Below are 24,496 nucleotides of genomic sequence, written 5' to 3'. Positions count from 1 at the left end.
TGCCACGGCGTAGGTGACAGGTCGACCATGAGGGCGGTGCGACGCCGCACTGCTGGCGCTGTTGGCTGTCTTCAGCGGCGTGTCGCGTTTGCTGCGACATGGCCTGTGCAGTGCGGGGGGGCTGGGATCGCACGCGGTCTGTGCGATCGCGGCGCGAGCGATTGGCACGCCAGCGCTCCGTGATGGCACAGCACACGGCCGACCCGGCATCATCGCCGCTGCCGCCGCCGGCGGGTCCCACCGGAATCTCCTGCCCGATGAGCCACGAACTGATCTACCTGCTGCTGATCTTCGCCCTGCTGGTGATCCCGCGCGCGCTGCAACGCTTCAAGATGCCGGCGCCGCTGACCTGCCTGCTGTTCGGCATCATCGCGATGCTGGCGATGGGGCCGCGCGCGCACGACCCGGTGGTGACCCTGCTGGCGACGCTCGGCATCTCCTCGCTGTTCCTGTTCGCCGGCCTGGAAGTGGACCCGAAGGCGCTGCGCCGCGGCTTGTGGCCGCTGCTGCTGCACCTGGTGGTGCGTGGCGGCACCCTGTTCGGCGTCGGCTGGCTGGCCTGGCGCTACGCCGGGCTGTCGTGGCAGGCGGCCGGATTGCTGGCGCTGGCCCTGCTGACCCCCTCCACCGGTTTCATCATCGAGTCGCTGGGGCGGCTTGGGCTGGACGAAGAAGAGCGCTTCTGGGTCACCAGCAAGGCCATCGCCGGCGAACTGCTGGCGCTGGCGGCGCTGTTCGTGATCCTGCAGGCCGGCGATCCCTGGCAGATGGGCCTGTCCAGCCTGGCGCTGCTGGCGATGCTGGTCGGCCTGCCGCTGCTGTTCGTGGCCCTGGGGCGCTGGGTGGCGCCGCAGGCGCCGGGGTCGGAGTTTTCGCTGCTGGTGATGGTCGGCCTGATCGCCGCCTACATCACCTATTCGTTGGGCGTGTACTACCTGGTCGGTGCGTTCATCGCCGGGCTGGTGGCGCGGCTGCTGCGCCAGCGCATGCCGCTGCTGGCCTCCGACGAGAACCTGCAGGCGGTGCGCCTGTTCGCCTCGTTCTTCGTGCCGTTCTACTTCTTCAATGCCGGCACCAAGGTGCCGAGCGGGGCGCTGAGCCTGCAGGCGCTGGGCCTGGGCCTGGCCATGACCGCCTGCGTGCTGCCGCTGCGCATCGGCATCCTCTGGCTGCAGCGGCGGGTGCTGTTCGGCGAGGGCGCGCGCAGCAGCCTGCGGGTGTCGCTGGCGCTGTCGCCGACGCTGATCTTCACCCTGGTGCTGGCCGGCATCCTGCGCGACCGCTTCGCCATCGCCGACGCGCTGTTCGGCGCCCTGCTGCTGTACGCGGCCCTGACCACGCTGCTGCCGGCGCTGCTGCTGCGCATGCCGTTCGATGTCAGCCCGCTGGAGGCGGCGCCGGCTGCATTGGCAGATCCCGCGTCGGCGCAGGCACCGACGGCGCCGGACGAGCCGGTGGCCGAGGCGCCGTTGGCGGACGCAACGACGCCGCCTGCCGGCGCGCCGGAAACGGCGCCGCGGCCCCAGCCCGGGCCGGCGTGATGAGCGGGAACGCTTGAAAGCCAGCGTGCGGCCCCCATACTGGCCGCCTCCGTTGCTCTCGCGTTTTTGCCGCCATGCCGATCTACGCTTTCCAATGTGCCGCATGCGGTCACAGCTTCGACCGCCTGCAGAAACTGTCCGATCCCGATCCGGAGACCTGTCCGGCCTGTTCCGCTACGGCGGTCAAGCGCCAGCTCACCGCGCCGGCGTTCCGCCTGTCCGGCAGCGGCTGGTACGAGACCGACTTCAAGAAGGACGGCGACAAGAAGCGCAACCTGGCCGAGTCGGGGAGTACGGCCAGCAGCGGGGAGAGCAAGCCCGCAGCCGCCGCGACGACGTCCGACGCGCCGGCCAAGCCCGCTGCGGCGGCCACGCCTGCCGCCGCGCCTGCCGCGGCCAAGCCTGCGGCGACCTGAGTCCCGCCAGGCCGCGCCAAGCCCGCGGCCTCTCGTAGGAGTGGCTTCAGCCGCGACCGAGCCTTGCCCGGTCGCGGTCGATCCAAAAGGGGCAAGCGCCGCCCCAACTCGACTTGTCACGCCACGCATCCGGCCGCGCAGCACGCCGCGCGGCCCCTTGCCTTGGCTCAGCGCGCCCCGAAGCGTGCCCGGCAGCCGCCGTTGACCCACACCGTATTGCCTTCGTAGCCCCAGGTGCGGCCTTCCGCGCAGGTGGTGCCGGACAGCTGTTCGATCACTTCCGGGCGGCCCTGGCGGCGGTCCCAGGCGCAGGTGCGCAGGCGCTTGTCGTCGCTGCTGCAGGTCACCGTGTAGCCGCTGTCCAGCGGCGGCCGGCCCGGCCCCCAGCCACCGCCGCCGCGGCCCTGGGCGAACTCGCCGCGACAACCGTCGTCGACCCATACCGCGCCATCGCGCGAGCCCCAGGTGCGGCCCTCGATGCAGCGGGTGTCCGACAGCTGCCGCACCAGCATGGCGTTGCGCCAGCCGGTCGGGCAGATGCGCTGGCGCTGGTCCTGGCTCTCGCAGCGGACGGTGCCGGCCACGCCGCCACTGCCGCCGCCGTCGCCCCAGTTGCCGCCCCAATTGCCGCGACCTTCGACGAAGCGACCACGGCAGCCCTGGTCCACCCACACCACGCCGGGCGCCGAGCCCCAGGTGCGGCCTTCGATGCAGGGCGAATCGGACAGGGTGCCGACCAGTCGCGCAGGCCCGCGAAACGGCGTGGCGCATTGCTGGCGGCGGCGGTCGTTGCTGGAGCAGGCGACGGTGCGGCCGTCGAAGCCCGGTTCCTGTCGCCAGCCGCCGCCGCTGCCGCTGCCGCGCAGCGAGGTGGCGATGTCCTGCTGGATGTTGCCGAAGCCCCAGCCGCGGTCGATCTGGTCCAGGTAGAACTCGAGCTGGTCGTCGGGGATCTGCCGCCCGCGCGACTGGTCGGCGTACTCGCGCTCGATCACCCGGACCCGGCCGGGGACCGACAGTTGCCGCAGGTCCTGCGGCGCGTAGGCGCGGGTGCTCTGGGCCGCGGCCGGGGCGCTGGCCAGGGCCAGCGCGGCGATCACCAGCCAGCCACCAAGGTGCTTCAACATGGGTTCTCTCCTCCCCGTGAATGGTGCGCGGACTATAGCCGCAGTCCAACTTAAGCCAGGATGAGTCATGCGCGATTTGCCCGGGCCGACGCGCCGCCGCAGAATACCGGGCTTGCCGGCGCCTTCTGCGCCGGGCGCCCCCTGTTTGGAGCTAGCGATGCGTACCCACTTCTGCGGCCTGGTCGACGAGACCCTGATCGGCCAAACCGTCACCCTGGCCGGCTGGACCGACGTGGCCCGCAACCTCGGCGGCGTGTGCTTCATCGACCTGCGCGACCACGAAGGCATCGTGCAGGTGATGGTGGAGCCGGAGAACGCGGAGGTGTTCAAGGTCGCCGCCAGCCTCGGCTACGAGGACGTGCTGCAGGTCGAGGGCGTGGTGCGCGCGCGGCATGCGGTCAACGACAAGCTGCGCAGCGGCAAGGTCGAGGTGATCGCCACCGCCATCACCGTGCTCAACAAGGCCGCGCCGCTGCCGTTCCACGCGCACGAGAATCCGGGCGAGGAAACCCGCCTGAAGTACCGGTATCTGGATCTGCGCCGCCCGGAGATGCAGCGCATGCAGCGCACCCGCATCAAGCTGGTGCAGGCGCTGCGCCGCTACCTGGACGAGCGCGGCTTCCAGGACATCGAGACGCCGATCCTGACCAAGGCCACCCCGGAAGGCGCGCGCGACTTCCTGGTGCCGGCGCGCATGCATCCGGGCGAGTTCTACGCGCTGCCGCAGTCGCCGCAGCTGTTCAAGCAGATCCTGATGGTGGCCGGCTTCGACCGCTACTACCAGATCGCGCGCTGCTTCCGCGACGAGGCGCTGCGCGCCGACCGCCAGCTCGAATTCACCCAGCTCGACATGGAGTTCGCCTTCGTCCGCGAGCGCGACGTGCAGGACTTCGTCGAAGCCATGGTCCGCGCCATCTTCAAGGAGGTGGTCGACGTCGAGCTGGCCGCCGAATTCCCGCGCATGACCTGGGCCGAGGCCATGCGCCGCTATGGCTCTGACAAGCCGGACCTGCGCATCGCCCTGGAACTGACCGATGTCGCCGACTTGGTCAAGGACAGCGACTTCGCGGTGTTCACTGCGGCGGCCGCCGACCCCGACGGCCGCGTCGCCGCGTTGCGCATTCCCGGCGGCGCCAGCCTCTCGCGCAAGCAGATCGACGAGTACGCCGCGCACGCTGCCAAGTACGGCGCCAAGGGCCTGGCCTACGTCAAGATCGCCGACAGCGGCGAGATCAGCTCGCCGATCCAGAAGTTCTTCGGCGAAGCCGCGTTCGCCACGCTGCTCGCCCACGTCGGTGCCGGCAACGGCGACATCGTGTTCTTTGGCGCAGGCGCCTACGGCAAGGTCTCCGACTTCATGGGCGCGCTGCGCCTGAAGGCCGGCAAGGACTTCAACCTCATCGCCGATGGCTGGCGGCCGCTGTGGGTCACCGATTTCCCGATGTTCGAATGGGACGAGGAGGCGCAGCGCTACGTGGCCTTGCATCACCCGTTCACCGCGCCGGCGGTGGACGACATCGCCGAACTGCGCACCCACGCCAAGACCGCGGTGTCGCGCGGCTACGACATGGTGCTCAACGGCAACGAGATCGGCGGCGGTTCGATCCGTATCCACCGCCCGGACATGCAGAGCGCGGTGTTCGAGCTGCTCGGCATCGGTGCCGAGGAAGCGCGCGCCAAGTTCGGCTTCCTGCTGGATGCGCTGAACTACGGCGCGCCGCCGCACGGCGGCATCGCCTTCGGCATCGACCGCATCGCCGCGCTGATGGCCGGCACCGAGTCGATCCGCGACGTGATCCCGTTCCCCAAGACCACCGGCGCGCAGGACCTGATGACCGACGCGCCGTCGCCGATCGCCGACGCGCAGCTGGCCGAAGTGCACGTGCAGGTGCGCCCGCAGGCGCAGTGATCCCCTTTCTTCCAACCGTAGCGCAGGCCGACACATGAGCGAGACCGCATTCAATCTGGAGTGGGAAACCCTCGGCAACGAGGGCGCAGTGGAGGCCATCGTCACCCAGCGCGCGCGCGTGTTCGGCGGCTGGCTGGTGCGCGCCGGCAGCGGCGCCAACGCGCCGCTGGCGTTCGTGCCGGATCCGGAGGGCCGTTGGGACGGCGAGGACTTCGGCGAGGACGACTACGAGTACGAGGAAGACGACGAGGAAGAAGAGGACGAGGAAGAGGAAGGCGACGACGAGGACGAAGACGAGGGCGACGGCGAAGAGGCCGACGCCGACGCCGCGCACCCGGCGCGCTGAGCCGTGCTGATTCGTCGCGCCACGCCGGACGATGCCGCGGCGGTGACCCGCATCGCCACGGCCACCTTCTGCGAAACCTTCGGCCATCTGTATCCTGCGCAGGACCTGCAGGCCTTCCTCGACGAAGCCTATTCGATCGAGCGCGCCCAGGTCGTGCTGGCGCATCCGGACTACGCGATCTGGCTGGTCGAGCACGACGGCGAGGTGGTGGGACACGCTGCCGCCGGCCCTTGCGGCCTGCCGCATCCCGACGTGACGCCTGGCGATGGCGAACTGAAGCGGCTGTACCTGCTGCGCGCGCACCAGAACGGCGGCTGGGGTGCGCGGCTGTTCGATACCGCCCTGGCCTGGCTGGAGCGCGACGGCCCGCGCACGCTGTGGCTCGGCGTGTGGTCGGAGAACCTGGGCGCGCAGCGTTTCTACGCGCGCTACGGTTTCGAGAAGGTCGGCACCTACGAATTCCCGGTAGGGCAGGTGCGCGATCTCGAATTCATCCTGCGCCGGCCGCCGCGCGCGGCCTGACGCCTGCAGCCGGACGTCGTCCGGGCATGCCGCGTCGACACAGCGGCAACGAGCGCGCGCTACAGTGCTGGCCTGTCCAGCTTGAGGAGAGCACGCCATGTTCCGACCGTGGATGGGAATCGCCGCCGTGGTGCCGCTGCTGGCCGCGTGCGCGCCACCGGCGTCGCTGCAGCCGGCCAGTGCCGGGCCGACGGTGCAGGGCGATGGCCGCTGCAACGTCGAGGCCGTGGCCTGGGCGGTGGGCCAGGAGGCCACCCAGGCGACCATGAGCCGGGTCTGGAAGGAGAGCGGAGCCGGCGTGGTGCGGCCGATCGCGCCGGGCCAGGCGGTGACCCGCGACCTGCGCCTGGATCGGCTCAACGTGTTCCTGGATGGCAGCAATCACATCGTCCGTACCACCTGCGGCTGAGTCGCCGATGGCCGCCGCGCCCCAGGTGCTATTGCTGCACGGCATCTGGAACGCGCGGCCGTGGCTGCTGCCGCTGGCGCTGCGCCTGCGCCGCGAGGGCTGGCGCGTCGCCAGCTTCGGCTATTCGACCGCGTTCGGCGGCGCCGAGGCCGCGCTCCCGCGGCTGCAGGCCCGCATCGAACGTATGGCCGCCACCGGTCCGGTGGCGCTGGTCGGGCATAGCCTCGGCGGCCCGGTCGCCTTGCAGGCCTTGCAGGAGGTGCCCTCGCTGCCGGTGACCCGGGTGGTGTGCCTCGGGAGCCCGCTGGCCGGCAGTGCCGCCGCGCGCGCCCTGGCGCAACGGCGGCTCGGACTGGCGCTGGGCCGCAGCGCGGCGCTGTTGCAGCAGGGTGTGGCGCGCTGGGACGGGCCGGCCGAGGTCGGCGTGGTCGCCGGCACCGTGGCGCGCGGGCTGGGCGCACGCTTTGTCGCGCTGGGGCCGGAGTCCGACGGCAGCGTAGCCCTGGCCGAGACCCGCGTGCCCGGCCTGGGCGATCACTGCCGGGTGCGCGCCAGCCACAGCGGCTTACTGTTCTCGGCGCAGGCCGCGCGGCAGACCGCCGCCTTCCTGCGCGACGGCCGCTTCGCCGCCTGAGCCGGTCGCCAGACATCGAGCGTCCGGCGGCGGCGGTGGCCGGCGCCGCGTCGCGGTGTCCGCCCGATCGCCTTGGTGCCGGCACAGGCGATGCCGCCGCTTACGGCGTCACGAAGGTCTTCAACCAGTCCAGCGTGGGGTTGAGCGCCCAGGCGGCGGTGCCGCTGCGGTAGTTGCCGTCGACCAGCACGCCCGTGCACTGGGTGCCTGGATAGCCGCCGAAGCCCATGAAGCAGTGGTCGGCGTAGAGGTCCTGCACCTCCCGGTCCTTGACGACGTACCAGCCGCTGCCGTTGCTGCGGAAGCACGACTGCTGCCCGTCGCAGCGCAGGCCGGTGACCAGTTGCGCCTGGGTGCGGGCGACGTTCTCGGTGCCGCCGACGAACATGTCGCGCTCGCCGTTGATGATGCGCAGGCGATCGGACGGCAGGCTGTGGTTGCCGTCGGCGATGCAGGAGGCCAGGTTGTAGTAGGCGGTGTAGGTCGTACCGGTGCCCTGGCCGAACGAGGCGGCGACCCGGGGATCGTAGTCGTGCGCCAGCACCGAGATGATCGAGCCCTGGCTGAGCCCGCCGGTCACCACGCCCTTGGAGCAATCGGCCTTGTCGCGGGCGCAGAGCTGGGCGATGGCGCTGTTGATGTTCTGCGCGTCGAAGATGGCCTTGGCGCGGTTGCCGATGACGCCGCAGCTGCCGAAGCTGGCGTTGTCGTACTCCACCGAGGCCGCCACGAAGCCCTTGGCCGCGGCGGCATTCACCGCGGCCATCGCCCAGTTGCTCTGGTAGTTCTCGCCGGTCCCGCCGATATGCACGTAGACCGGGTACTTGCCCGTCGTGCGGGGTTCCTGGCCGCTGATCGCATAGGTGCTGACGCCGGCGTTGTAGCGGCCCCTGAAGGCATCGGTCTGGGCGCTGGCCAGGCCCGGGGCGGCAAGGGCGAGCAGGCCCAGGCAGCGCAGGGCCAGCGACAGGAACGGGGCGGAGGTGGTGCGGGACATGAGGGATCTCCTTTCGGTGCGATGGAAAGCGGGCGCGACTTACGCGTTCAGCCTCCAGGTGGGGCGTGACAGTTCTGGCAGCGATGTGGCGCGCATGGGTAGACAGTCCGCCAAGGTTCGACCGGCGGCACGGGCCGGTGCGCGCTGGAGTGGGCGCCGGCCGGGGAGCGGGCGGCATGCGCCGGTCGCACGCGCGGTCGGTCGTCGGCCCAGCCGGGCCGCGGGATGTGCGCGGCATCAGGTAAAATCCGCGTCTTGTCCTTACAACTGTCCGGAACGCCCCATGGGTAGAGGCCCCTCGATCGAAGCCCGCAAGAACGCATCCGATGCGAAGCGCGGCAAGATTTTCACCAAGATCATCCGCGAGATCGGCGTCGCCGCGCGCGCCGGCGGCGGCGATCCGTCCAACAACCCGCGGCTGCGCGTGGCGATGGACAAGGGGCTGGCCTCCAATATGTCCAAGGACGTGATCGAGCGCGCGATCAAGAAGGCCACCGGCGAACTGGAAGGCGTGGAGTACGAGGAAGTGCGCTATGAGGGCTATGCCCCGGGCGGGGTGGCGGTGATCGTCGACTGCCTGACCGACAACCGCGTGCGCACCGTGGCCGACGTGCGCCACGCCTTCAGCAAGTGCGGCGGCAACATGGGCACCGACGGCTCGGTGGCCTTCATGTTCAAGCGCCTGGGCGTGCTCAGCTTCGCCGCCGGCGCCGACGAGGAGAAGATCACCGAGGTGGCGATCGAGGCCGGCGCCGACGACATCGTGGTCTACCCCGAGGACGGCGCGATCGACGTGCTGACCGCGCCGGAGGCGTTCCAGGCGGTCAAGGACGCCATGGACGCGGCCGGCCTGTCCGCCGACCATGCCGAAATCACCTTCCGCGCCGACAACGACATTGCCGTGGACGGCGACACCGCGGTGCAGGTGCGCAAGCTGCTGGACATGCTGGAAGACCTGGACGACGTGCAGAACGTCTATTCCAACGTCGACCAGGCCGCGCTGAGTGACGGGGGCTGACATCATGAAACCCGGGGCCCGGGGCCCAAGACCCGGAACCCGGAGCGGCGTCGTGCCGGTGCCGGAGGCATCGCCGACGTCGATGGCTGCCACGGGCATCTCTGCCCGCACGGGCGCTGCTTTCACGATTCCCGATTCCCGATTCCCCAATCCCGGCTCCACCCGCATCCTCGGCATCGACCCCGGCTCGCAGCGCACCGGCGTGGGCATCATCGACGTGGACGCGGCCGGCCGTACCCGCCACGTGCACCACGCGCCGCTGGTACTGCTGGGCGAGGGCGACTTCGCCCTGCGGCTCAAGCGCCTGCTGCACGGGCTGGATGCGCTGATCGAGGAGTACCGGCCGCAGGAAGTGGCGATCGAACGCGTGTTCATGGGCAAGAGCGCCGACGCGGCACTGAAGCTCGGCCATGCCCGCGGCGCGGCGATCTGCGCGGCGGTGCTGCGCGAGTTGCCGGTGCACGAGTACGCCGCCAAGGAGATCAAGCTCGCCGTGGTCGGCAAGGGCGCGGCGGAGAAGCAGCAGGTGCAACACATGGTCGGTCTCATGCTGAGCCTGACCGGCAAACTTCAGGCCGACGCCGCCGACGCACTGGCCGTCGCCATCACCCATGCCCACGTGCGCGCCACCGCGCAGCGCCTGGGCGTCAGCACGCAGCAGGCGTGGAGCAGAAAATGACAAAGGCTGGGAGTCGGGAGTCGGGAATCGGGAATCGGAACAGCAGAAGCGGTGAAGCGGTCGCCCGCTTTGCCGATTCCCCATTCCCCATTCCCCAATCCCGGCGCCTCGCACGAGGCGCCCAATGATCGGCCGTCTGCGCGGGATCCTGGCCTACAAGCAGCCGCCGTGGCTGGTGATCGATGTGGGTGGGGTGGGGTATGAACTGGAGGCGCCGATGAGCACCTTCTACGACCTGCCCGACGTCGGCCGCGACGTCATCCTGTTCACCCACTATGCGCAGAAGGAGGACAGCGTGTCGCTGTACGGCTTCCTGCGCGAGGGCGAGCGGCGGCTGTTCCGCGACGTGCAGCGGGTCAGCGGGATCGGCGCGAAGATCGCGCTGGCGGTGCTGTCCGGGGTCAGCGTCGACGAGTTCGCGCGGCTGATCACCGCCGCCGACGTCACCGCGCTGACCCGCATCCCCGGTATCGGCAAGAAGACCGCCGAGCGCATGGTGGTGGAACTGCGCGACCGCGCGGCCGACTTCAGCGGCGGCGCGCCGATCACCGGGCAACTGGGCACCGACGCGGTCTCCGAGGCCACGGTGGCGCTGCAGCAGCTCGGCTACAAGCCGGCCGAGGCGGCGAAGATGGCGCGCGACGCCGCCGCCGACGGCGACGAGGTCGCCACGGTGATCCGCAAGGCCCTGCAGGCGGCGCTGCGCTGACCTCGGGTCGGCTCGGCTTCCCGTTCTTTCTTCACGTTCTGGCGCTACTCTTCCCACCATGTCCAGCTCCTCCAGTTCCGCCGCCCGCCCGGGCAGCCACGATCCGCACGCCAAGACGGGCTTTGGGGTGATGCTGACCGCCATCGGCGTGGTCTTCGGCGACATCGGCACCAGTCCGCTGTACACGCTCAAGGAAGCGTTCTCGCCGCACTACGGGCTGACCCCGGACCACGACACCGTGCTGGGCATCCTGTCGCTGGTGTTCTGGGCGCTGATGCTGGTGGTCACGGTCAAGTACGTCACCGTGATCATGCGCGCCGACAACGACGGCGAGGGCGGCATCATGGCGCTGACCGCGCTGGCCCAGCGGACCCTCCCGGGCGGCTCGCGCTCGATGTACGTGGTCGGCATCCTCGGCATCTTCGGCGCCTCGCTGTTCTTCGGCGACGGCGTGATCACCCCGGCCATCTCGGTGCTGTCGGCGGTGGAGGGCCTGGAGGTGGCCGCGCCCAAGCTGGAACCGTTCGTGGTGCCGATCACCCTGGTGGTGCTGGGCATGCTGTTCATGGCCCAGCGCTACGGCACCGAGCGGGTGGGCAAGGCGTTCGGGCCGATCACCCTGGTCTGGTTCGTGGCGCTGGGCGCGATCGGCGTCTACAACATGACGCGCGCGCCGGAAGTGCTGCACGCGCTGAACCCGTGGTGGGGCGTGCGCTTCTTCGCCGAACATAACTGGCACGCGGTGTTCGTGCTCGGTGCGGTGGTGCTGGCGGTGACCGGCGGCGAGGCGCTGTACGCGGACATGGGCCATTTCGGCGCCAAGGCGATCCGCCGCTCGTGGCAGTGCGTGGTGCTGCCGATGCTGACCCTGACCTACCTGGGGCAGGGCGCGCTGGTGCTGCGCGACCCGGCCGCGGTCAGCAACCCGTTCTACGAGGCGGTGCCGGAGTGGGCGCTGTACCCGATGATCGTGCTGGCCACCGCGGCCACGGTGATCGCCTCGCAGGCGCTGATCACCGGCGCCTACTCGGTGGCCAGCCAGGCCATGCAGCTGGGCTACATCCCGCGCATGCACATCCGCCACACCTCGCACTCCACCATCGGCCAGATCTACGTGCCGGCGGTGAACTGGTGCCTGCTGGCGCTGGTGGTGGTGGCGGTGATCGGCTTCGGCGACTCCACCTCGCTGGCCACCGCCTACGGCGTCTCGGTCACCGGCACCATGCTGATCACCACCGTGCTGATGGTCATCTACGCGCGCGCCAACCCGCGCGTGCCGGCGCCGCTGCTGTGGCTGTTCGCCCTGGTCTTCCTGGCGGTGGACTGCGCGTTCTTCTACGCCAACATCATCAAGTTCCTGGACGGCGCCTGGTTCCCGCTGCTGCTGGGCCTGATCCTGTTCACCCTGATGCGCACCTGGCGCCGCGGCCGCAAGCTGCTGCACGACGAGATCCGCAAGGACGGCATCAAGCTCGACACCTTCCTGCCCGGGCTGATGCTGGCGCCGCCGGTGCGCGTGCCCGGCACCGCGGTGTTCCTGACCGCCGACCCGATGGTGGTGCCGCATGCGCTGATGCACAACCTCAAGCACAACAAGGTGCTGCACGAGCGCAATGTGTTCCTGACCGTCGAAACCCTGCAGGTGCCGTACGCGGCGGCCGGGCAGCGGTTGAAGATCGACGCGATCGGCGACGAGTTCTATCGCGTCTACGTGCGCTTCGGCTTCATGGAGACCCCGGACGTGCCGCTGGCGCTGATGCGCTCCTGCGACCAGGGCGGGATCTACTTCGACCCCATGGACACCACCTATTTCGCCAGCCGCGAGACCATCGTGGCCAGCGCCAACCGCGGCATGCCGATCTGGCGCGACAAGCTGTTCGCAGTCATGCACCGCAACGCCGCCCCCGCCACCGGCTTCTTCCGCATCCCCGGCAACCGCCTGGTGGAACTGGGCGCGCAGGTGGAGATCTGAGGCCGCGACGGTGTCGCGGCCTTGGGAATGGGGAGGCGGGAATGGGGAATAGGGAAAGGCAACGGCCGCGGCGTCTGGCCTGAAAGCAGGCGGCGACCATCAAAGTAAGCGCCAGCCGTGCCGCCAACCGCTACTATTGTCCGCTCGATTCCCCAATCCCGATTCCCCAATCCCGGCTTTCCATGGACCGCATCATCGCCAGCAGCGCCACCCGCGAGGATGACGCGGCCGAGGCCAGCATCCGCCCCAAGCGGCTGGACGACTATCTCGGCCAGCAGCCGGTGCGCGAGCAGTTGTCGATCTACATCGAGGCGGCCAAGGCGCGCGGGGAGGCGATGGACCATGTGCTGATCTTCGGGCCGCCGGGCCTGGGCAAGACCACGCTCAGCCACGTCATCGCCAACGAGCTGGGGGTCAATCTGCGGGTCACCTCCGGTCCGGTGATCGAGAAGGCCGGCGACCTGGCAGCGCTGCTGACCAACCTGCAGCCGCACGACGTGTTGTTCATTGACGAGATCCACCGCCTGTCGCCGGTGGTCGAGGAAGTGCTGTACCCGGCGATGGAAGACTTCCAGATCGACATCATGATCGGCGAGGGCCCGGCCGCGCGCTCGATCAAGATCGACCTGCCGCCGTTCACCCTGATCGGCGCCACCACCCGCGCCGGCCTGCTGACCGCGCCCTTGCGCGACCGCTTCGGCATCGTCCAGCGCCTGGCCTTCTACACCCCGGACGAGCTGGCGCAGATCGTGCGCCGCTCCGCCAGCATCCTCGGCATTGCCTGCAACGCCGATGGCTGCGCCGAGATCGCGCGCCGCGCGCGCGGCACCCCGCGCATCGCCAACCGCCTGCTGCGGCGGGTCCGCGACTTCGCCCAAGTCCGCGCCGGCGGGCAGATCGACCTGGCCGTGGCGCAGGCCGCCACGCAGATGCTCAAGGTCGATGCCGAGGGCTTCGACGAACTGGACCGGCGCATGCTGCGCACCATCATCGAGTACTTCGACGGCGGCCCGGTCGGTGTCGAGTCGCTGGCCGCCTCGCTGTCGGAGGAGCGCGGCACCCTGGAGGACGTGATCGAGCCTTACCTGATCCAGCAGGGCTACCTGATCCGCACCGCCCGCGGCCGCATGGCCACCAACAAGGCCTATCTGCACTTGGGCTTGCAGCCCAAGCACCGTGAATTGGGAATCGGGAATGGGGAATCGGGGGTGCTGTTCTAGGATGTTCTGGTTACCCAGCTATCGACAGGAGCGCCGCTCTTGACTGCCGATTCCCCATTCCCCGTTCCCGATTCCCGGCTATTCAGTTGGCCGACACGCGTCTACTGGGAAGATACCGACGCCGGTGGCGTGGTCTACCACGCGCGCTACGTGGCCTTCCTGGAGCGGGCGCGCACGGAGTGGTTGCGGGCGCTGGGGTATGGTCAGGAGCGTCTGCGCCTGCAACACGATCTGGTGTTCGCGGTGCGCGCGATGCAGCTCGACTTCCTGCGCCCTGCACGCCTGGACGATTCCCTGCAGGTCGGCGTCGCGCTGTCGCAATGCAAGCGCGCCAGCCTGGTGTTCGCGCAGTCGATCCGCCGCGACGACGGGGAGTTGCTGTTGCGCGCGCAGGTGCGGGTGGCCGCGCTCAGCGCCGGCAGCTTCCGCCCGCGCGGCATGGACGACGCGCTGCACGATGCATTGAAAGTTCTTGAAATCACTGAAGCCGAATTACTGAGGAACGACGGATGATCGCATTGCTCCTGGCCCTGCAGGACACGGTGGTGGAGGCGCTGCCGCAGGACGTGACCCAGACCGCCACCCAGGCCGTCGCCAGCACCGCTGCCCACGGCGGCATCAACTACCTGGACCTGATGGTCAAGGCCAGCCTGCCGGTCAAGGTGATCGTGCTGCTGCTGCTGCTCGGCTCGCTGATCAGCTGGGTCATCATCTTCCGCAAGGGCAAGGTGTTCAAGGACGCCAACCGCGAGGCCGACGACTTCGAGAACCGCTTCTGGTCCGGCACCGACCTGAGCAAGCTCTACGCCGGCGCCACCGACCGCAACCGCGTGGTCGGCGGGCTGGAGGCGATCTTCGAGGCCGGGTTCCGCGAATTCACCCGCCTGCGCGACAAGCGCCGGCTCGATGCGCGCATCCAGCTGGAAGGCGCGCAGCGGGCGATGCGCGCCACCTACGCGCGCGAGGTCGACCGCCTGGAGCGCAACCTGGAACTGCTCGCCAACATCGGCTCCACCGCCCCGTACGTGGGCCTGGTCGGCACCGTGTTCGGCATCATGGTGACCATGCACGACATGATCAACAGCGGTCAGCAGGCGGGCATCGCCGCGGTCGCGCCGGGCATCTCCGAAGCGCTGTTCGCCACCGCCATCGGCTTGTTCGTGGCGATCCCGGCGGTGTGGGCCTACAACCGCTTCACCACCCGGGTCGAGCGCCTGGCCGTGCGCTTCGAGACCTTCTCCGAAGAGTTCAGCTCCATCCTGCAGCGCCAGGCCAGCGGCGACTGAGCGTCGCCCGCCTGTCCACGACTCCCAGGATTCCCGCATGACTGCCGCCATTTCCCGCCGCAAGCGCCGCAAGCTCAAGTCCGAGATCAACGTCGTGCCGTACATCGACGTGATGCTGGTGCTGCTGATCATCTTCATGGTCACCGCGCCCTTGCTCAGCCTGAGCGTGGACGTGGACCTGCCCGATTCCACCGCGCGCTCGGTGGAGAGCAAGAAGGATCCGGTGATCGTCACCGTCGACGCCGAAGGCCGCTATACCCTGACCCTGCAGGACGGCAAGCCGGAGAAGATCGCCGCGCCGGAGCTGAAGGCGAAGATCCAGGCCTTCGTCGGCCAGAACAAGGACGTGCCGGTGTTCGTCGCCGCGCCCGGCACCTCGAACTACCAACTGGTCATGGACACCATGGTCATGCTGCAGCAGGCCGGCGTGCCCAAGGTCGGCCTGATGAGTCAGCCCGGAAACAATGCGCGCTGAAGCCGAAAACCGACCGCCGCTGGCCAGGGGCGACAACGACGGCCTGATGTACGGCATCGCGCTGGCGGTGGGCGTGCACGTGCTGATCGCACTGCTGTTCTTCCTGGCCTGGTGGTGGTCGCCGGTGCGTCAGGTCGAACCCGCCGCCGGTTCGCCGATGGTCGAGGCCTCGCTGGTGGTCTCGGCCGCCGACGTGCGCTCGGCGCAGAAGGCGGTGAAGGATGCGCCCAAGCCCTTGCCCGAGCCGCTGCCCGAACCGGTCAAGGACGTCGCCGAAGAGGACACGGTGCCGCCGCCGCAGCCGCTGCCCACGCCCAAGCCGCAGCAGGCGCCGACCCCGCAGCAGCAGAAGGCGCAGGACTTCGTCCCGGTGCCGGACAAGGTCGACCAGGACCGCGCCACCCGCACCGCGATCTCCCAGGAAAAGGAGAAGCAGGAGCAGGAGGCCAAGCGCCGCCAGGAACAGATCGACCTGACCGAGCAGAAGCGCCAGCAGGAGGCCGAGCAGAAGCAGCGCCTGGCCGCGCAGCAGGAAGAGGAGCGGCAGAAGAAGATTGCCGACATCCGCAAGCAGCGCGAAAAGCTGGAGCGCGAGGCCCAGCTGGCGCAGCAGAAGCTGCAGCAGATCGCCGACCTGAACGCGAAGAAGGCGTCGGCGGCCGCGGCCACCACGCCGCAGCAGGCGCCGGGCCAGAACGGTACCAACAACGACCTGCTGGCCAAGTACGCCGCGGCGATCCAGCAGGCGGTGCTGAGCCAGTGGGTGCGCCCGGATTCGGTGCCGCTGGGGCAGAAGTGCAAGATCGCGATCCGGCAGGGCGTGGGCGGGCATGTGATCGACGCAAAGGTCAGTCCGGACTGCCCTTACGACGAGGCCGGGCGACGCTCGATCGAGGCGGCGGTGCTGCGCGCACAGCCGTTGCCGTACCGCGGCTTCGAACCGGTGTTTTCGCGAGAGCTGACCTTCAACTTCACCGCCCAGGACCAATGACACCGGCGGCTGGCGCCGCATCGCGCGCGCCATCCACCCGACATGCGATGGGCGATAATGTGCTGCGTCCTGCCATCGGCTTCACATGGCGATGGTTCATGATTGCGAATACGTTCACCCGCGCATTGCTATCTCTTGCGCCTTTCCGATCCTGCTGAGCGACCCATGAAGAAACTGCCGCGCTGGCTTGCCGTTCTCACCGCCCTGTTGCTGCCTCTCGCTGCGTCCGCGCAGGACAAGGGCCTGGAAATCGACATCGTCGGCGGCAATGCCTCGGCGACCCCGATCACCGTCGTGCCGATGCCGTACCAGGGATCGGCGACCCCGCCGAGCACCGACGTCGCCGCGGTGGTGCGTGCCGACCTGGATCGCTCCGGCCAGTTCCGCAACCTGCCCGAATCGCAGATCGTGGAGCGCCCGACCCGCGGCAGCGAGGTGCAGTTCGCCACCTGGCGTGCGCTGAAGCAGAGCTATCTGGTCGTCGGCCGTGTGATGGATGCCGGCGAAGGCGCCTATCGCGTCGAGTACGAACTGTTCGACGTGGGCAAGGGCGAGCGCATGCTCGGCCTGGCGATGACCGCTCGCGCCAACGCCATGCGCGACGTCGCCCACCAGATGGCCGACGCCATCTACGAGAAGATCACCGGCGTGCGCGGCGCATTCTGGACCCGCATCGCCTACGTCACCGCCAGCGGCAAGGGCGGGGCGATGCGTTATGCGCTGATGGTGGCCGACTCCGACGGCTACAACCCGCAGACCATCGTCCGCTCGGCCGAGCCGCTGCTGTCGCCGAACTGGAGCCCGGACGGCAAGAAGCTGGCCTACGTGAGCTTCGAGCGCGGCAACTCGTCGATCTACATCCAGGACATCGCCACCGGTGCGCGCCAGCTGGTGTCCAGCTTCCGCGGCATCAACGGCGCGCCGTCGTTCTCGCCGGACGGCAAGAAGCTGGCGCTGGCGCTGTCGCGCAGCGGCAACCCGGAGATCTACGTGATGGACCTGGGCAGCAAGCAGCTGACCCAGCTGACCAACCACTTCGGCATCGACACCGAGCCGACCTGGGCGCCGGACGGCAACAGCATCTACTTCACCTCCGACCGCAGCGGCCGCCCGCAGATCTACCAGGTGCCGGCCACCGGCGGCAGCGCCACCCGCATCACTTTCCAGGGCAACTACAACGCGACCCCGAGCGTGTCCTACGACGGCAACAAGCTGGTCGTGGCCCAGGGCAGCGGCAACACCTACAAGATCGCGATGATGGACCGCAGCCTGGGTTCGCCGCGCTGGAGCACGCTGTCGACCGGTTCGCTGGACGAGTCGCCGAGCTTCGCCCCCAACGCCAGCATGGTGCTGTATGCGGCGCGTGAAGGCGGCCGTGGCGTGCTGTACGCGGTCTCGGCCGATGCCCGCGTGCGGCAGCGCTTGGTGCTCGCCGATGGCGACGTGCGCGAACCGTCCTGGTCGCCGTATCGCACCGCACGTTGACATGTAAGTTTGGTGTTAATATTTCGCTGTTGAACCCCTCATCGGCCCAGGAGCCACAAGGTATCGCCATGAACAAGACCACCCGCGTTCTGCTTGTTTCGCTGTTGTCCGTTGCAGCTCTGGCCGGCTGCGCCAAGAAGGTCAAGGAACAGCCCCAGACCGACACCACCGGCACCACCGGTACCACCGCCCCGACCGGCCCGTCGACCTCCGGTCTGTACGGCCCGGGCGACCTGGACACCGATTCCTGCCTGCGTCAGCGCGTGGTCTACTTCGACCTGGACAAGGACACCGTGAAGCCGGAGTTCCAGGCGATCATGGCCTGCCACGCCAAGTACCTGCGTGACCGTCCGTCCTCGCGCATCACCCTGCAGGGCAACACCGACGAGCGCGGTTCGCGCGAGTACAACATGGGCCTGGGCGAGCGTCGTGCCAACGCCGTGTCCTCGGCGCTGCAGGCCAACGGTGGCTCGGCTGCGCAGCTGACCGTGGTCAGCTACGGCGAAGAGCGTCCGGTCTGCACCGAGTCGAACGAGTCCTGCTGGTCGCAGAACCGTCGCGTCGAGATCGTCTACACGGCGCAGTAAGATAAAGATGCGTATCGGTGTCCTTACATCGATGATCGTCGCGGCGGCCCTCGTGGCCGCCGCGCCGGCTCATGCGCAGCGCGCAAGCCTGGCCGACCGCGTTTCCGCGCTCGAGCAGCAGGCCATGAATACCCAGGCCAACACCGACATCCTGAACCAGCTCAACCAGCTGCGCACGCAGATGCAGTCGATGGAAGCCACGATCGAACAACTGCAGCACAGCAACGACCAGCTCAAGCAGCAGATCAAGGACCAGTACCTGGACCTGGATGGCCGCGTGGGCCGGCTGGAGAGTGGTGCAGGGGCAGGGGCGACGCCGTCGCTGCCGCCGGCCAGTGGCACCGCACCGGCTGTCGCGCCGGCCGCGCCCGGAGGCAAGCCGTCCGCCGTCGCCGAGCCGCCGCCGTCTGTGCACGGCGACGCCGGCACCCTGGCCGCCGCGGGTGACGAGCGGGCCGCCTACAATGTCGCCTTCGATGCCCTGAAGGCGGGCAAGTACGCCGACTCGGCGAACCTGTTCCAGAACTTCCTGCAGGCCTACCCGAACGGCGTGTATGCGCCGAACGCGCTGTACTGGCTGGGCGAGAGCTACTACGCCACCAAGAACTTCCAGTTGGCCGAGGCCCAGTTCCAGGACCTGATCGGCCGCTATCCGACCCACGACAAGGCGCCGGGCGCGCTGCTCAAGCTGGGCCTGTCCCAGTACGGCGAAGGCCGCGTCCAGGATGCCGAGCAGACCCTGCAGCAGGTCGGCGCGAAGTATCCTGGGTCCGATGCCGCGCGGACCGCGCAGGACCGCCTGCAGTCGATCCGTCTCGGCCAGCAGCTGCGCTGACCCCCTTACGCTGCCGCCGCCGTCGCGGGAGCATCTTTCTCCCGCCATGGCCGCCGTTCCCAGCGATATCGTCCAAAGCCCGCTGCCCCGCCTGAAGCTGACGGAGATCTTCCTGTCGCTGCAGGGCGAAGCCGAGAGCGCCGGCTGGCCCACCGTGTTCGTGCGCCTGACCGGCTGCCCGCTGCGCTGCAGCTACTGCGACACCGCCTACGCCTTCCATGGCGGGCAATGGTGGGACATCGACGCGATCCTCGACGAGGTGGCGCGCCACGGCGTGCGCCACGTCTGCGTCACCGGCGGCGAACCGCTGGCGCAGAAGCGCTGCCTGCAGCTGCTGCAGCGCCTCTGCGACGCCGGCTACGACGTGTCGCTGGAGACCTCCGGCGCGCTGGATATCGCCGAAGTCGACCCGCGGGTGTCGCGGGTGCTCGACATCAAGACCCCGGCGTCGCAGGAAGCGCACCGCAACCGCTGGGAGAACCTGCCGCTGCTGACCGCGCGCGACCAGATCAAGTTCGTCCTGTGCGGCCGCGCCGACTACGAATGGGCGCGCGCCGTGGTCGCCGAACACCGACTGGACACGCGCTGCACCGTCTGGTTCTCGCCGAGCAAGAGCGAACTGACCGCACGCGACCTGGCCGACTGGATCGTCGCCGATCGCCTGCCGGTGCGGTTCCAGATGCAGTTGCACAAGCTGCTGTGGAACGACGAGCCGGGGCGGTAGCTGCACGCTGGCGCGCAGCTGGGAATCGGGAATGGGGAAACGGGAATCGGAGAGCACCGCGCGGTAGGCGTGGCTCTACCTGATCCGCTTTCGCTTCTCGAAGACCTTCGATCTTCCCGGTCCAGCCTGACTGCTACGCTCTTCTCATTCCCGTTTCCCCATTCCCCATTCCCCACTCCCGGCACCCAGATGAAAAACGCCGTCGTCCTTCTTTCCGGTGGCATGGACTCCGCCGTCGTCGTCGCCATCGCCCGTGCGCAGGGGTTCGCGGTGCATGCCTTGAGCGTGCGCTACGGCCAGCGCCATACCTCCGAACTGGATGCGGCCGCGCGCGTCGCCTCGGCGCTGGGCGCGGTGGCACACAAGACCGTCAACGTCGACCTGCGCAGCATCGGCGGCTCGGCGCTGACCGACGACATCGAGGTGCCGGACGCCGGTGGCGACGGCATCCCGGTCACCTATGTGCCGGCGCGCAACACCATCATGCTGTCGGTGGCGCTGGGCTGGGCCGAGGTGCTGGGCGCGGCCGACATCTTCTGCGGGGTCAACGCCGTGGACTATTCCGGCTATCCCGATTGCCGCCCCGAGTTCATCGACGCATTCCAGACCCTGGCCAACCTGGCGACCAAGGCCGGGGTGGAGGGTGCCGGGCTGCGCGTGCATGCGCCGTTGCAGCACATGAGCAAGGCCGACATCGTGCGCGAAGGCGTGCGCCTGGGCGTGGACTTCGGCCTGACCGTGTCCTGCTACCGCGCCGACGACGCCGGCCGCGCCTGCGGCCACTGCGATGCCTGCCGCCTGCGCGCGGCCGGCTTCGCCGACGCCGGCGTCGCCGACCCGACCCGCTACGCCTGATTTCGCGAAACGCCCCGTGCTGGGGTAGACTACGCGCCCCGGTGCAACGCCGGGGTCTTGTTTTGGGCCGTTAGCTCAGTCGGTAGAGCAGAAGACTTTTAATCTTTTGGTCGATGGTTCGAATCCATCACGGCCCACCACTCCGCTCAGCGGGTCACGCGTCGCATTTGGCGGTTTTTTCACCGCCTCCTGAAAACTACGGAGATTTCGCTGGTTCCACGGTCGGCAGCGCAGTCGTCGCCTTGCCGCATCACCTCTGTCTTTGGATAGCCCAGTTCTCTGATTTACATGAGAGCTGCCCAGATGCTTCATGCACTGCTTTGCAACGCAACGCAACGCGGCCGCCAGCGGCGATCGCGCTCTCCGTGATCGTGTGCTTCGTCGAGCGCTGTTGAACCCGCTCTTCGGAAGCTTGCTTTCGTTTGCGACACGTGGGCGATCTTCCGGCTGCACCGGATCGCGAGGCCGCTGCATGCGTATCTCAATGTCGGATCGCCGGCAGCGTCAGCTGCAGACATCCGGAAGAGCCAACCGAAGCTGCGCGCATCGGGCAACTGGACGCACTGCTGAAATTGCTATGCTAGAAGCTGTCTACGGGGGAATTTGTTTTGCGATCAAACGCTTTGATTCTTGCCGCTGTCCTGGCGGTTCTTTCCGTGCCGGCGCATGCCGCCCAATCCGGCCGCTATGTGGTCGTGCGCAAGCAACTCACGATTGCGAGCCTGCCGGATGACGACATGCGCCCGCAGATCGTCGGGACCGTGGTCGCCGTGAGCGCCGAAGGCACCACTCTGAAAGGCGGCGCCCGCGTACCTGCCAAGGGCGCAAAGAAGGGCGACTTGGCGACGTTCGCCTGCCGTTCGATCGATGCCGATAACCCGCCGGTCTCGACCGACTGCGAACTGGTCAGTTCCCAGGCACCAGACAAGAAGGCGCGCGACTACAACAACTTCTGGGACTGACCCGACGCCGTTGGCGCCGCGATCAGTACCTTTCTAACCCTGGCCGCGCGCCGGGGTTTTTGTTGCTCGCTTCATGCGCGTCGCGGCGGACAGCTAAAACGCACGCACTCGCGCGATCATCGGTCGTATTGAAAGTCTGCGCCCGCCGAGCGGTGATCCGGTGTGGGCGGAGCTGGCACGTGCATGGCGTCTCGGACGCCGGCGTAGTTGCATCGGCGCAGTCGGGCTTTGTCGGTGGTCAATGCTTCCGATCGCTCACCCCAAAGGCTGCAGGAGCAACGCGAGGCACAAGCCCAGCATGAACAGCGCGACCGCCGCGTCCAGCAACCGCCACGCAGCGGGCTTGCGGAACACCGGCTGCAGCAGCCGCGCGCCGTAGCCCAGGCTGCTGAACCAGGTCGCGCTGGCCAGGCAGGCGCCGAGTGCGAACGCCCAGCGCAGCTGTCCCGGGTAGCGCGTGGAGAGGCTGCCCAGCAGCACCATGGTGTCCAGGTAGACATGCGGATTGAGGAAGGTGAAGGCCAGGCAGGTCAGCAGGACGCGTTGCCAGCTCCGCTGATCCTCGCCGTGCGCCAGCAGGCCGCTACTGCCGCGCCAGGCGCGTCGCGCCGCCAACAGCGCGTATGCGCCGAGGAAGGCCGCACCGCCGAAGCGCAATGCCTGCAGCACGCCGGGCCAGGCATCGACCACCGCACCGATGCCGGATACGCCGAGGACGATCAGCGCCATGTCGCTGGCGGCGCATACGGCCACGACCAGGCCAACATGCCGACGCTGCAGTCCCTGGCGCAGCACGAAGGCGTTCTGCGCACCGATGGCGACGATCAGGCCGGCGCCGGCGACGAAGCCGGCCAACAGTGCTTGCAGCCACATAGCGATGAGGTCCTGGGACATGGGGCGAGCATGCTGCACGCGTCGCTGTGATTAGCCAAACTCGTTTTTCTGTACGCTCTGAAGAATCTCTAATCCGCATAACCGCCATGGATCTGCTCCACCCCCAGCTGTCCGCCTTCGCCGCCGTGCTGGAAGAAGGGAGTTTCGAGGCCGCCGCACGCCGGCTGGCGCTGACGCCGTCGGCCGTCTCGCAGCGGATCAAGGCGCTGGAAGACCGGCTTGGCCAAGTGCTGATCGTGCGCCAGGCTCCATGCCGGCCGACCCCCGCCGGGGAGCGCCTGCTGCGCAGCGTGCGGCCGATGCAGGTGCTGGAGGCCGAGGCGGTGGCCGACCTGTTGCCCGCGCCTGCGAGCAGTGCAGTGGCACGCAGCATCGCCATCGCCGTCAACGACGACTCGCTGCAGACCTGGTTCCTGGACGCGCTGGCGGCGCTGCACGACGCGCATGGCTACCTGTTCGACATCCAGGTGGACGACCAGGACCACACGCTGGAGCTGGTGCGCAGCGGCGCGGTGCTCGGCGCCGTCACCTCCGTCGGCAAGGCGTTGCAGGGCTGCAATGTGCTGTCGCTGGGCGCGATGCGCTACCGTGCGATCGCCTCGCCGGCGTTTTTCGCCCGCTACTTTGCCGACGGCCTGGATGCGGCGGCGCTCGCCCGCGCCCCGATGATCGTCTACAACCGCAAGGACGCGCTGCAGGCGCGCTTCGTGCGGCGCATCACCCGCGCGCGGTTGCACCCGCCGATCCATTACCTGCCGACTTCCATCGGCTTCGTCGAGGCGGCCGCGCGTGGACTGGGCTGGTGCCTGGCGCCGGAGCCGATGCTGGTGGCCGCGCTGCGGCAGCGGCAGATCGTGGTCGTCGATGCGCAGCGCTGGCTCGACGTGCCGCTGTACTGGCAGCATGTCGCGGTCCGTTCCAGGACGCTGCAGCACATCGCTCAGGCGCTGCGTGCCGCAGCGGAGGGCATGCACGCGTCAGCGCCGCTTGCCTGAGCGTCGCTCGCGGTGGGTCGCTTGCTCCGGCGCCGATCATCGTCCAGGGCGACCTCCTGCTTGTGACGGCATGCTTGTGACGGCAGCAGTGCATCGACGTCGAGTGCTGCTGTGGATCAGTCAGGGTCGTTTCGCGGATGACGCCGCTCGGCCTCATGCCGCCTCGTGCAGTAACGCAGCGCCGCCGTCTGTATCCGCAGAGCGCATCAGGATCCCGGTCAAGGCTTCGGTGATGGGGGGACGAGCCGTCAGGGAGAAGGGAACGGCGGACGACGGCGTCAGGCCTGCGCCGTGCTGAAGATCCCGGCCAGGCTCTCGCTCAGGATCAACTGCAGATGCATGCGGTTGAGCTCCACGCCGGTGGTCATCATCATGTGCAGGCCGCCGCACATCGCCGCGACCGCGTAGACGCGGGCCTGGAATTCGGCTTCGCTGCCGCTCCAGCCGTGGTCGCGCAGCATGCGCCGCAGCAGGTCGCCGAGGTTCTGCACCAGGGACACGTTGAGCCGGCGCGCGTACTGCGCCAGTTCGGGGTCGCGTGCGGCGGCCAGGTCCATCTCCAGATCCAGGCGCCGCCGCCGCTGGTTGGCATCGGCCACCAGCCAGTCTTCCAATGCCCCGGCGATGAACGTGGTCGCGTCCTGGTGCGGCGGCGGTTGCAGCAGCCACATGGTGCGGATCGCACGCTCGTAGCCGCGTTCCATCAGCGCCTGGACCAGGCTGCGCTTGTCGTCGAACTGCCGACGTACCGCGCTGCAGGAGACGTCGGCAGTCCCGGCGATCAGTTCGAAGGTGGTGGCGCCGAGGCCGTTCTCGACGATGCAGCGCTCGGCCGCATCGAGGACGTCATCGTGCAGGCGCTGCTCGCGTTCGCGGGCGCTGTGCAGCCGGACTACGTTGGACATGGC

At 68.8% G+C, this 24,496-nt stretch carries 27 protein-coding genes and 1 tRNA gene; 24 read left to right on the top strand and 4 right to left on the bottom strand.

Annotated elements, in window-relative coordinates; all coding sequences use genetic code 11:
- Nucleotides 1-257: 257 nt before the first annotated feature.
- Entirely contained in the window at nt 258-1,541 is a 1,284-nt protein-coding gene (locus CEK65_RS03530; RefSeq protein WP_152180789.1) for a cation:proton antiporter, read from the top strand.
- A 74-nt stretch (nt 1,542-1,615) separates the two neighbouring features.
- On the top strand, nt 1,616-1,957 hold the full coding sequence (locus CEK65_RS03525; RefSeq protein WP_152180788.1) for a zinc ribbon domain-containing protein: 342 nt from the start codon (nt 1,616-1,618) through the stop codon (nt 1,955-1,957).
- Nucleotides 1,958-2,124: 167 nt separating this feature from the next.
- Here CEK65_RS03525 and CEK65_RS03520 read toward each other — a convergent pair whose 3' ends face one another.
- Nucleotides 2,125-3,084, bottom strand: coding sequence for a DUF3011 domain-containing protein (locus tag CEK65_RS03520; protein WP_152180787.1), 960 nt, complete (start codon nt 3,082-3,084; stop codon nt 2,125-2,127).
- 157 nt (nt 3,085-3,241) lie between these two features.
- On the opposite strand from CEK65_RS03520, the gene aspS reads away from it, so the two are divergent.
- The 5 genes from aspS (at nt 3,242) to CEK65_RS03495 (ending at nt 6,904) form a co-directional block, all read left to right on the top strand.
- Entirely contained in the window at nt 3,242-4,993 is a 1,752-nt protein-coding gene (gene aspS / locus CEK65_RS03515; RefSeq protein ID WP_017912694.1) for an aspartate--tRNA ligase, read from the top strand.
- Nucleotides 4,994-5,027: 34 nt separating this feature from the next.
- Nucleotides 5,028-5,339, top strand: a complete 312-nt coding sequence (locus tag CEK65_RS03510) for a DNA primase (protein ID WP_152180786.1) — start codon at nt 5,028-5,030, stop codon at nt 5,337-5,339.
- A 3-nt stretch (nt 5,340-5,342) separates the two neighbouring features.
- Entirely contained in the window at nt 5,343-5,861 is a 519-nt protein-coding gene (locus tag CEK65_RS03505; RefSeq protein ID WP_043091795.1) for a GNAT family N-acetyltransferase, read from the top strand.
- A 97-nt stretch (nt 5,862-5,958) separates the two neighbouring features.
- Nucleotides 5,959-6,270 carry an I78 family peptidase inhibitor gene (locus CEK65_RS03500; protein ID WP_223875595.1) on the top strand — a complete coding sequence of 104 codons (312 nt, stop codon included), beginning with the start codon at nt 5,959-5,961 and terminating at the stop codon, nt 6,268-6,270.
- Between the two features lie 7 nt (nt 6,271-6,277).
- A complete protein-coding gene (locus CEK65_RS03495; RefSeq protein ID WP_226980460.1) occupies nt 6,278-6,904 on the top strand; it encodes an alpha/beta fold hydrolase in 627 nt (208 codons plus the stop codon).
- A 100-nt stretch (nt 6,905-7,004) separates the two neighbouring features.
- Here the strand turns inward: CEK65_RS03495 and CEK65_RS03490 are convergent, their stop codons facing one another.
- Nucleotides 7,005-7,901 carry a hypothetical protein gene (locus CEK65_RS03490; protein ID WP_152180784.1) on the bottom strand — a complete coding sequence of 299 codons (897 nt, stop codon included), beginning with the start codon at nt 7,899-7,901 and terminating at the stop codon, nt 7,005-7,007.
- 283 nt (nt 7,902-8,184) lie between these two features.
- Here CEK65_RS03490 and CEK65_RS03485 point away from each other — a divergent pair, with 283 nt between their 5' ends.
- The 16 genes from CEK65_RS03485 (at nt 8,185) to CEK65_RS03410 (ending at nt 21,699) form a co-directional block, all read left to right on the top strand.
- Nucleotides 8,185-8,919: a YebC/PmpR family DNA-binding transcriptional regulator gene (locus tag CEK65_RS03485; RefSeq protein ID WP_148828955.1), complete on the top strand. Its 735-nt coding sequence runs from the start codon at nt 8,185-8,187 to the stop codon at nt 8,917-8,919.
- A gap of 82 nt (nt 8,920-9,001) precedes the next feature.
- Nucleotides 9,002-9,598: a crossover junction endodeoxyribonuclease RuvC gene (ruvC, locus tag CEK65_RS03480; protein WP_226975086.1), complete on the top strand. Its 597-nt coding sequence runs from the start codon at nt 9,002-9,004 to the stop codon at nt 9,596-9,598.
- A gap of 124 nt (nt 9,599-9,722) precedes the next feature.
- Entirely contained in the window at nt 9,723-10,307 is a 585-nt protein-coding gene (gene ruvA / locus CEK65_RS03475; RefSeq protein WP_017907444.1) for a Holliday junction branch migration protein RuvA, read from the top strand.
- 130 nt (nt 10,308-10,437) lie between these two features.
- Nucleotides 10,438-12,279 carry a potassium transporter Kup gene (locus CEK65_RS03470; protein WP_225851637.1) on the top strand — a complete coding sequence of 614 codons (1,842 nt, stop codon included), beginning with the start codon at nt 10,438-10,440 and terminating at the stop codon, nt 12,277-12,279.
- Nucleotides 12,280-12,461: 182 nt separating this feature from the next.
- A complete protein-coding gene (gene ruvB / locus CEK65_RS03465; RefSeq protein WP_152180783.1) occupies nt 12,462-13,499 on the top strand; it encodes a Holliday junction branch migration DNA helicase RuvB in 1,038 nt (345 codons plus the stop codon).
- 39 nt (nt 13,500-13,538) lie between these two features.
- Nucleotides 13,539-14,012, top strand: coding sequence for a tol-pal system-associated acyl-CoA thioesterase (ybgC, locus tag CEK65_RS03460; protein ID WP_039725849.1), 474 nt, complete (start codon nt 13,539-13,541; stop codon nt 14,010-14,012).
- Nucleotides 14,009-14,785, top strand: a complete 777-nt coding sequence (tolQ, locus tag CEK65_RS03455; RefSeq protein ID WP_017907448.1) for a protein TolQ — start codon at nt 14,009-14,011, stop codon at nt 14,783-14,785. Before ybgC ends, tolQ begins: the two co-directional genes overlap by 4 nt.
- 37 nt (nt 14,786-14,822) lie before the next feature.
- A complete protein-coding gene (gene tolR / locus CEK65_RS03450; RefSeq protein ID WP_017907449.1) occupies nt 14,823-15,260 on the top strand; it encodes a protein TolR in 438 nt (145 codons plus the stop codon).
- A gap of 46 nt (nt 15,261-15,306) precedes the next feature.
- Nucleotides 15,307-16,251, top strand: a complete 945-nt coding sequence (gene tolA, locus CEK65_RS03445; RefSeq protein WP_193314681.1) for a cell envelope integrity protein TolA — start codon at nt 15,307-15,309, stop codon at nt 16,249-16,251.
- 165 nt (nt 16,252-16,416) lie between these two features.
- Nucleotides 16,417-17,736: a Tol-Pal system beta propeller repeat protein TolB gene (tolB, locus tag CEK65_RS03440; protein ID WP_017912301.1), complete on the top strand. Its 1,320-nt coding sequence runs from the start codon at nt 16,417-16,419 to the stop codon at nt 17,734-17,736.
- A gap of 68 nt (nt 17,737-17,804) precedes the next feature.
- Nucleotides 17,805-18,323, top strand: coding sequence for a peptidoglycan-associated lipoprotein Pal (gene pal / locus CEK65_RS03435; protein ID WP_010344309.1), 519 nt, complete (start codon nt 17,805-17,807; stop codon nt 18,321-18,323).
- Between the two features lie 7 nt (nt 18,324-18,330).
- Nucleotides 18,331-19,158 carry a tol-pal system protein YbgF gene (ybgF, locus tag CEK65_RS03430; protein ID WP_193314680.1) on the top strand — a complete coding sequence of 276 codons (828 nt, stop codon included), beginning with the start codon at nt 18,331-18,333 and terminating at the stop codon, nt 19,156-19,158.
- A 46-nt stretch (nt 19,159-19,204) separates the two neighbouring features.
- Nucleotides 19,205-19,882 (top strand): 7-carboxy-7-deazaguanine synthase QueE, encoded by a 678-nt coding sequence (queE, locus tag CEK65_RS03425; protein WP_152180781.1) that lies wholly within the window; start codon nt 19,205-19,207, stop codon nt 19,880-19,882.
- 189 nt (nt 19,883-20,071) lie between these two features.
- On the top strand, nt 20,072-20,737 hold the full coding sequence (gene queC, locus CEK65_RS03420; RefSeq protein WP_026143259.1) for a 7-cyano-7-deazaguanine synthase QueC: 666 nt from the start codon (nt 20,072-20,074) through the stop codon (nt 20,735-20,737).
- Nucleotides 20,738-20,801: 64 nt separating this feature from the next.
- Nucleotides 20,802-20,877, top strand: a tRNA-Lys gene (locus CEK65_RS03415).
- Nucleotides 20,878-21,360: 483 nt separating this feature from the next.
- Nucleotides 21,361-21,699: a hypothetical protein gene (locus CEK65_RS03410; protein WP_152180780.1), complete on the top strand. Its 339-nt coding sequence runs from the start codon at nt 21,361-21,363 to the stop codon at nt 21,697-21,699.
- 255 nt (nt 21,700-21,954) lie between these two features.
- Here the strand turns inward: CEK65_RS03410 and CEK65_RS03405 are convergent, their stop codons facing one another.
- Nucleotides 21,955-22,572 carry a LysE/ArgO family amino acid transporter gene (locus tag CEK65_RS03405; protein ID WP_152180795.1) on the bottom strand — a complete coding sequence of 206 codons (618 nt, stop codon included), beginning with the start codon at nt 22,570-22,572 and terminating at the stop codon, nt 21,955-21,957.
- Nucleotides 22,573-22,679: 107 nt separating this feature from the next.
- Between CEK65_RS03405 and CEK65_RS03400 the strand changes: the two genes are divergently transcribed.
- Entirely contained in the window at nt 22,680-23,588 is a 909-nt protein-coding gene (locus CEK65_RS03400) for a LysR family transcriptional regulator ArgP (RefSeq protein ID WP_152180779.1), read from the top strand.
- Nucleotides 23,589-23,866: 278 nt separating this feature from the next.
- Here the strand turns inward: CEK65_RS03400 and CEK65_RS03395 are convergent, their stop codons facing one another.
- The gene (locus tag CEK65_RS03395) at nt 23,867-24,493 is read right to left on the bottom strand and encodes a TetR/AcrR family transcriptional regulator (protein WP_017908754.1); all 627 of its coding nucleotides are present in this window, start codon (nt 24,491-24,493) and stop codon (nt 23,867-23,869) included.
- Nucleotides 24,494-24,496 lie beyond the last annotated feature (3 nt).

Origin of the sequence: Xanthomonas sp. LMG 12459 (assembly GCF_009192905.1) — a bacterium.
Lineage (GTDB): Bacteria > Pseudomonadota > Gammaproteobacteria > Xanthomonadales > Xanthomonadaceae > Xanthomonas_A > Xanthomonas_A sontii.
This window is presented reverse-complemented; position numbering and strand designations above follow the sequence as displayed.

Bases quoted from the DNA above. Each gene is read 5' to 3' on its own strand.
- CEK65_RS03530 (WP_152180789.1), top strand. From the start codon at position 258: ATGAGCCACGAACTGATCTACCTGCTGCTGATCTTCGCCCTGCTGGTG.
- CEK65_RS03525 (WP_152180788.1), top strand. From the start codon at position 1,616: ATGCCGATCTACGCTTTCCAATGTGCCGCATGCGGTCACAGCTTCGAC.
- CEK65_RS03520 (WP_152180787.1), bottom strand. From the start codon at position 3,084: ATGTTGAAGCACCTTGGTGGCTGGCTGGTGATCGCCGCGCTGGCCCTG.
- aspS (WP_017912694.1), top strand. From the start codon at position 3,242: ATGCGTACCCACTTCTGCGGCCTGGTCGACGAGACCCTGATCGGCCAA.
- CEK65_RS03510 (WP_152180786.1), top strand. From the start codon at position 5,028: ATGAGCGAGACCGCATTCAATCTGGAGTGGGAAACCCTCGGCAACGAG.
- CEK65_RS03500 (WP_223875595.1), top strand. From the start codon at position 5,959: ATGTTCCGACCGTGGATGGGAATCGCCGCCGTGGTGCCGCTGCTGGCC.
- CEK65_RS03495 (WP_226980460.1), top strand. From the start codon at position 6,278: ATGGCCGCCGCGCCCCAGGTGCTATTGCTGCACGGCATCTGGAACGCG.
- CEK65_RS03490 (WP_152180784.1), bottom strand. From the start codon at position 7,901: ATGTCCCGCACCACCTCCGCCCCGTTCCTGTCGCTGGCCCTGCGCTGC.
- CEK65_RS03485 (WP_148828955.1), top strand. From the start codon at position 8,185: ATGGGTAGAGGCCCCTCGATCGAAGCCCGCAAGAACGCATCCGATGCG.
- ruvC (WP_226975086.1), top strand. From the start codon at position 9,002: ATGGCTGCCACGGGCATCTCTGCCCGCACGGGCGCTGCTTTCACGATT.
- ruvA (WP_017907444.1), top strand. From the start codon at position 9,723: ATGATCGGCCGTCTGCGCGGGATCCTGGCCTACAAGCAGCCGCCGTGG.
- CEK65_RS03470 (WP_225851637.1), top strand. From the start codon at position 10,438: ATGCTGACCGCCATCGGCGTGGTCTTCGGCGACATCGGCACCAGTCCG.
- ruvB (WP_152180783.1), top strand. From the start codon at position 12,462: ATGGACCGCATCATCGCCAGCAGCGCCACCCGCGAGGATGACGCGGCC.
- tolQ (WP_017907448.1), top strand. From the start codon at position 14,009: ATGATCGCATTGCTCCTGGCCCTGCAGGACACGGTGGTGGAGGCGCTG.
- tolR (WP_017907449.1), top strand. From the start codon at position 14,823: ATGACTGCCGCCATTTCCCGCCGCAAGCGCCGCAAGCTCAAGTCCGAG.
- tolA (WP_193314681.1), top strand. From the start codon at position 15,307: ATGTACGGCATCGCGCTGGCGGTGGGCGTGCACGTGCTGATCGCACTG.
- tolB (WP_017912301.1), top strand. From the start codon at position 16,417: ATGAAGAAACTGCCGCGCTGGCTTGCCGTTCTCACCGCCCTGTTGCTG.
- pal (WP_010344309.1), top strand. From the start codon at position 17,805: ATGAACAAGACCACCCGCGTTCTGCTTGTTTCGCTGTTGTCCGTTGCA.
- ybgF (WP_193314680.1), top strand. From the start codon at position 18,331: ATGCGTATCGGTGTCCTTACATCGATGATCGTCGCGGCGGCCCTCGTG.
- queE (WP_152180781.1), top strand. From the start codon at position 19,205: ATGGCCGCCGTTCCCAGCGATATCGTCCAAAGCCCGCTGCCCCGCCTG.
- queC (WP_026143259.1), top strand. From the start codon at position 20,072: ATGAAAAACGCCGTCGTCCTTCTTTCCGGTGGCATGGACTCCGCCGTC.
- CEK65_RS03405 (WP_152180795.1), bottom strand. From the start codon at position 22,572: ATGTGGCTGCAAGCACTGTTGGCCGGCTTCGTCGCCGGCGCCGGCCTG.
- CEK65_RS03400 (WP_152180779.1), top strand. From the start codon at position 22,680: ATGGATCTGCTCCACCCCCAGCTGTCCGCCTTCGCCGCCGTGCTGGAA.
- CEK65_RS03395 (WP_017908754.1), bottom strand. From the start codon at position 24,493: ATGTCCAACGTAGTCCGGCTGCACAGCGCCCGCGAACGCGAGCAGCGC.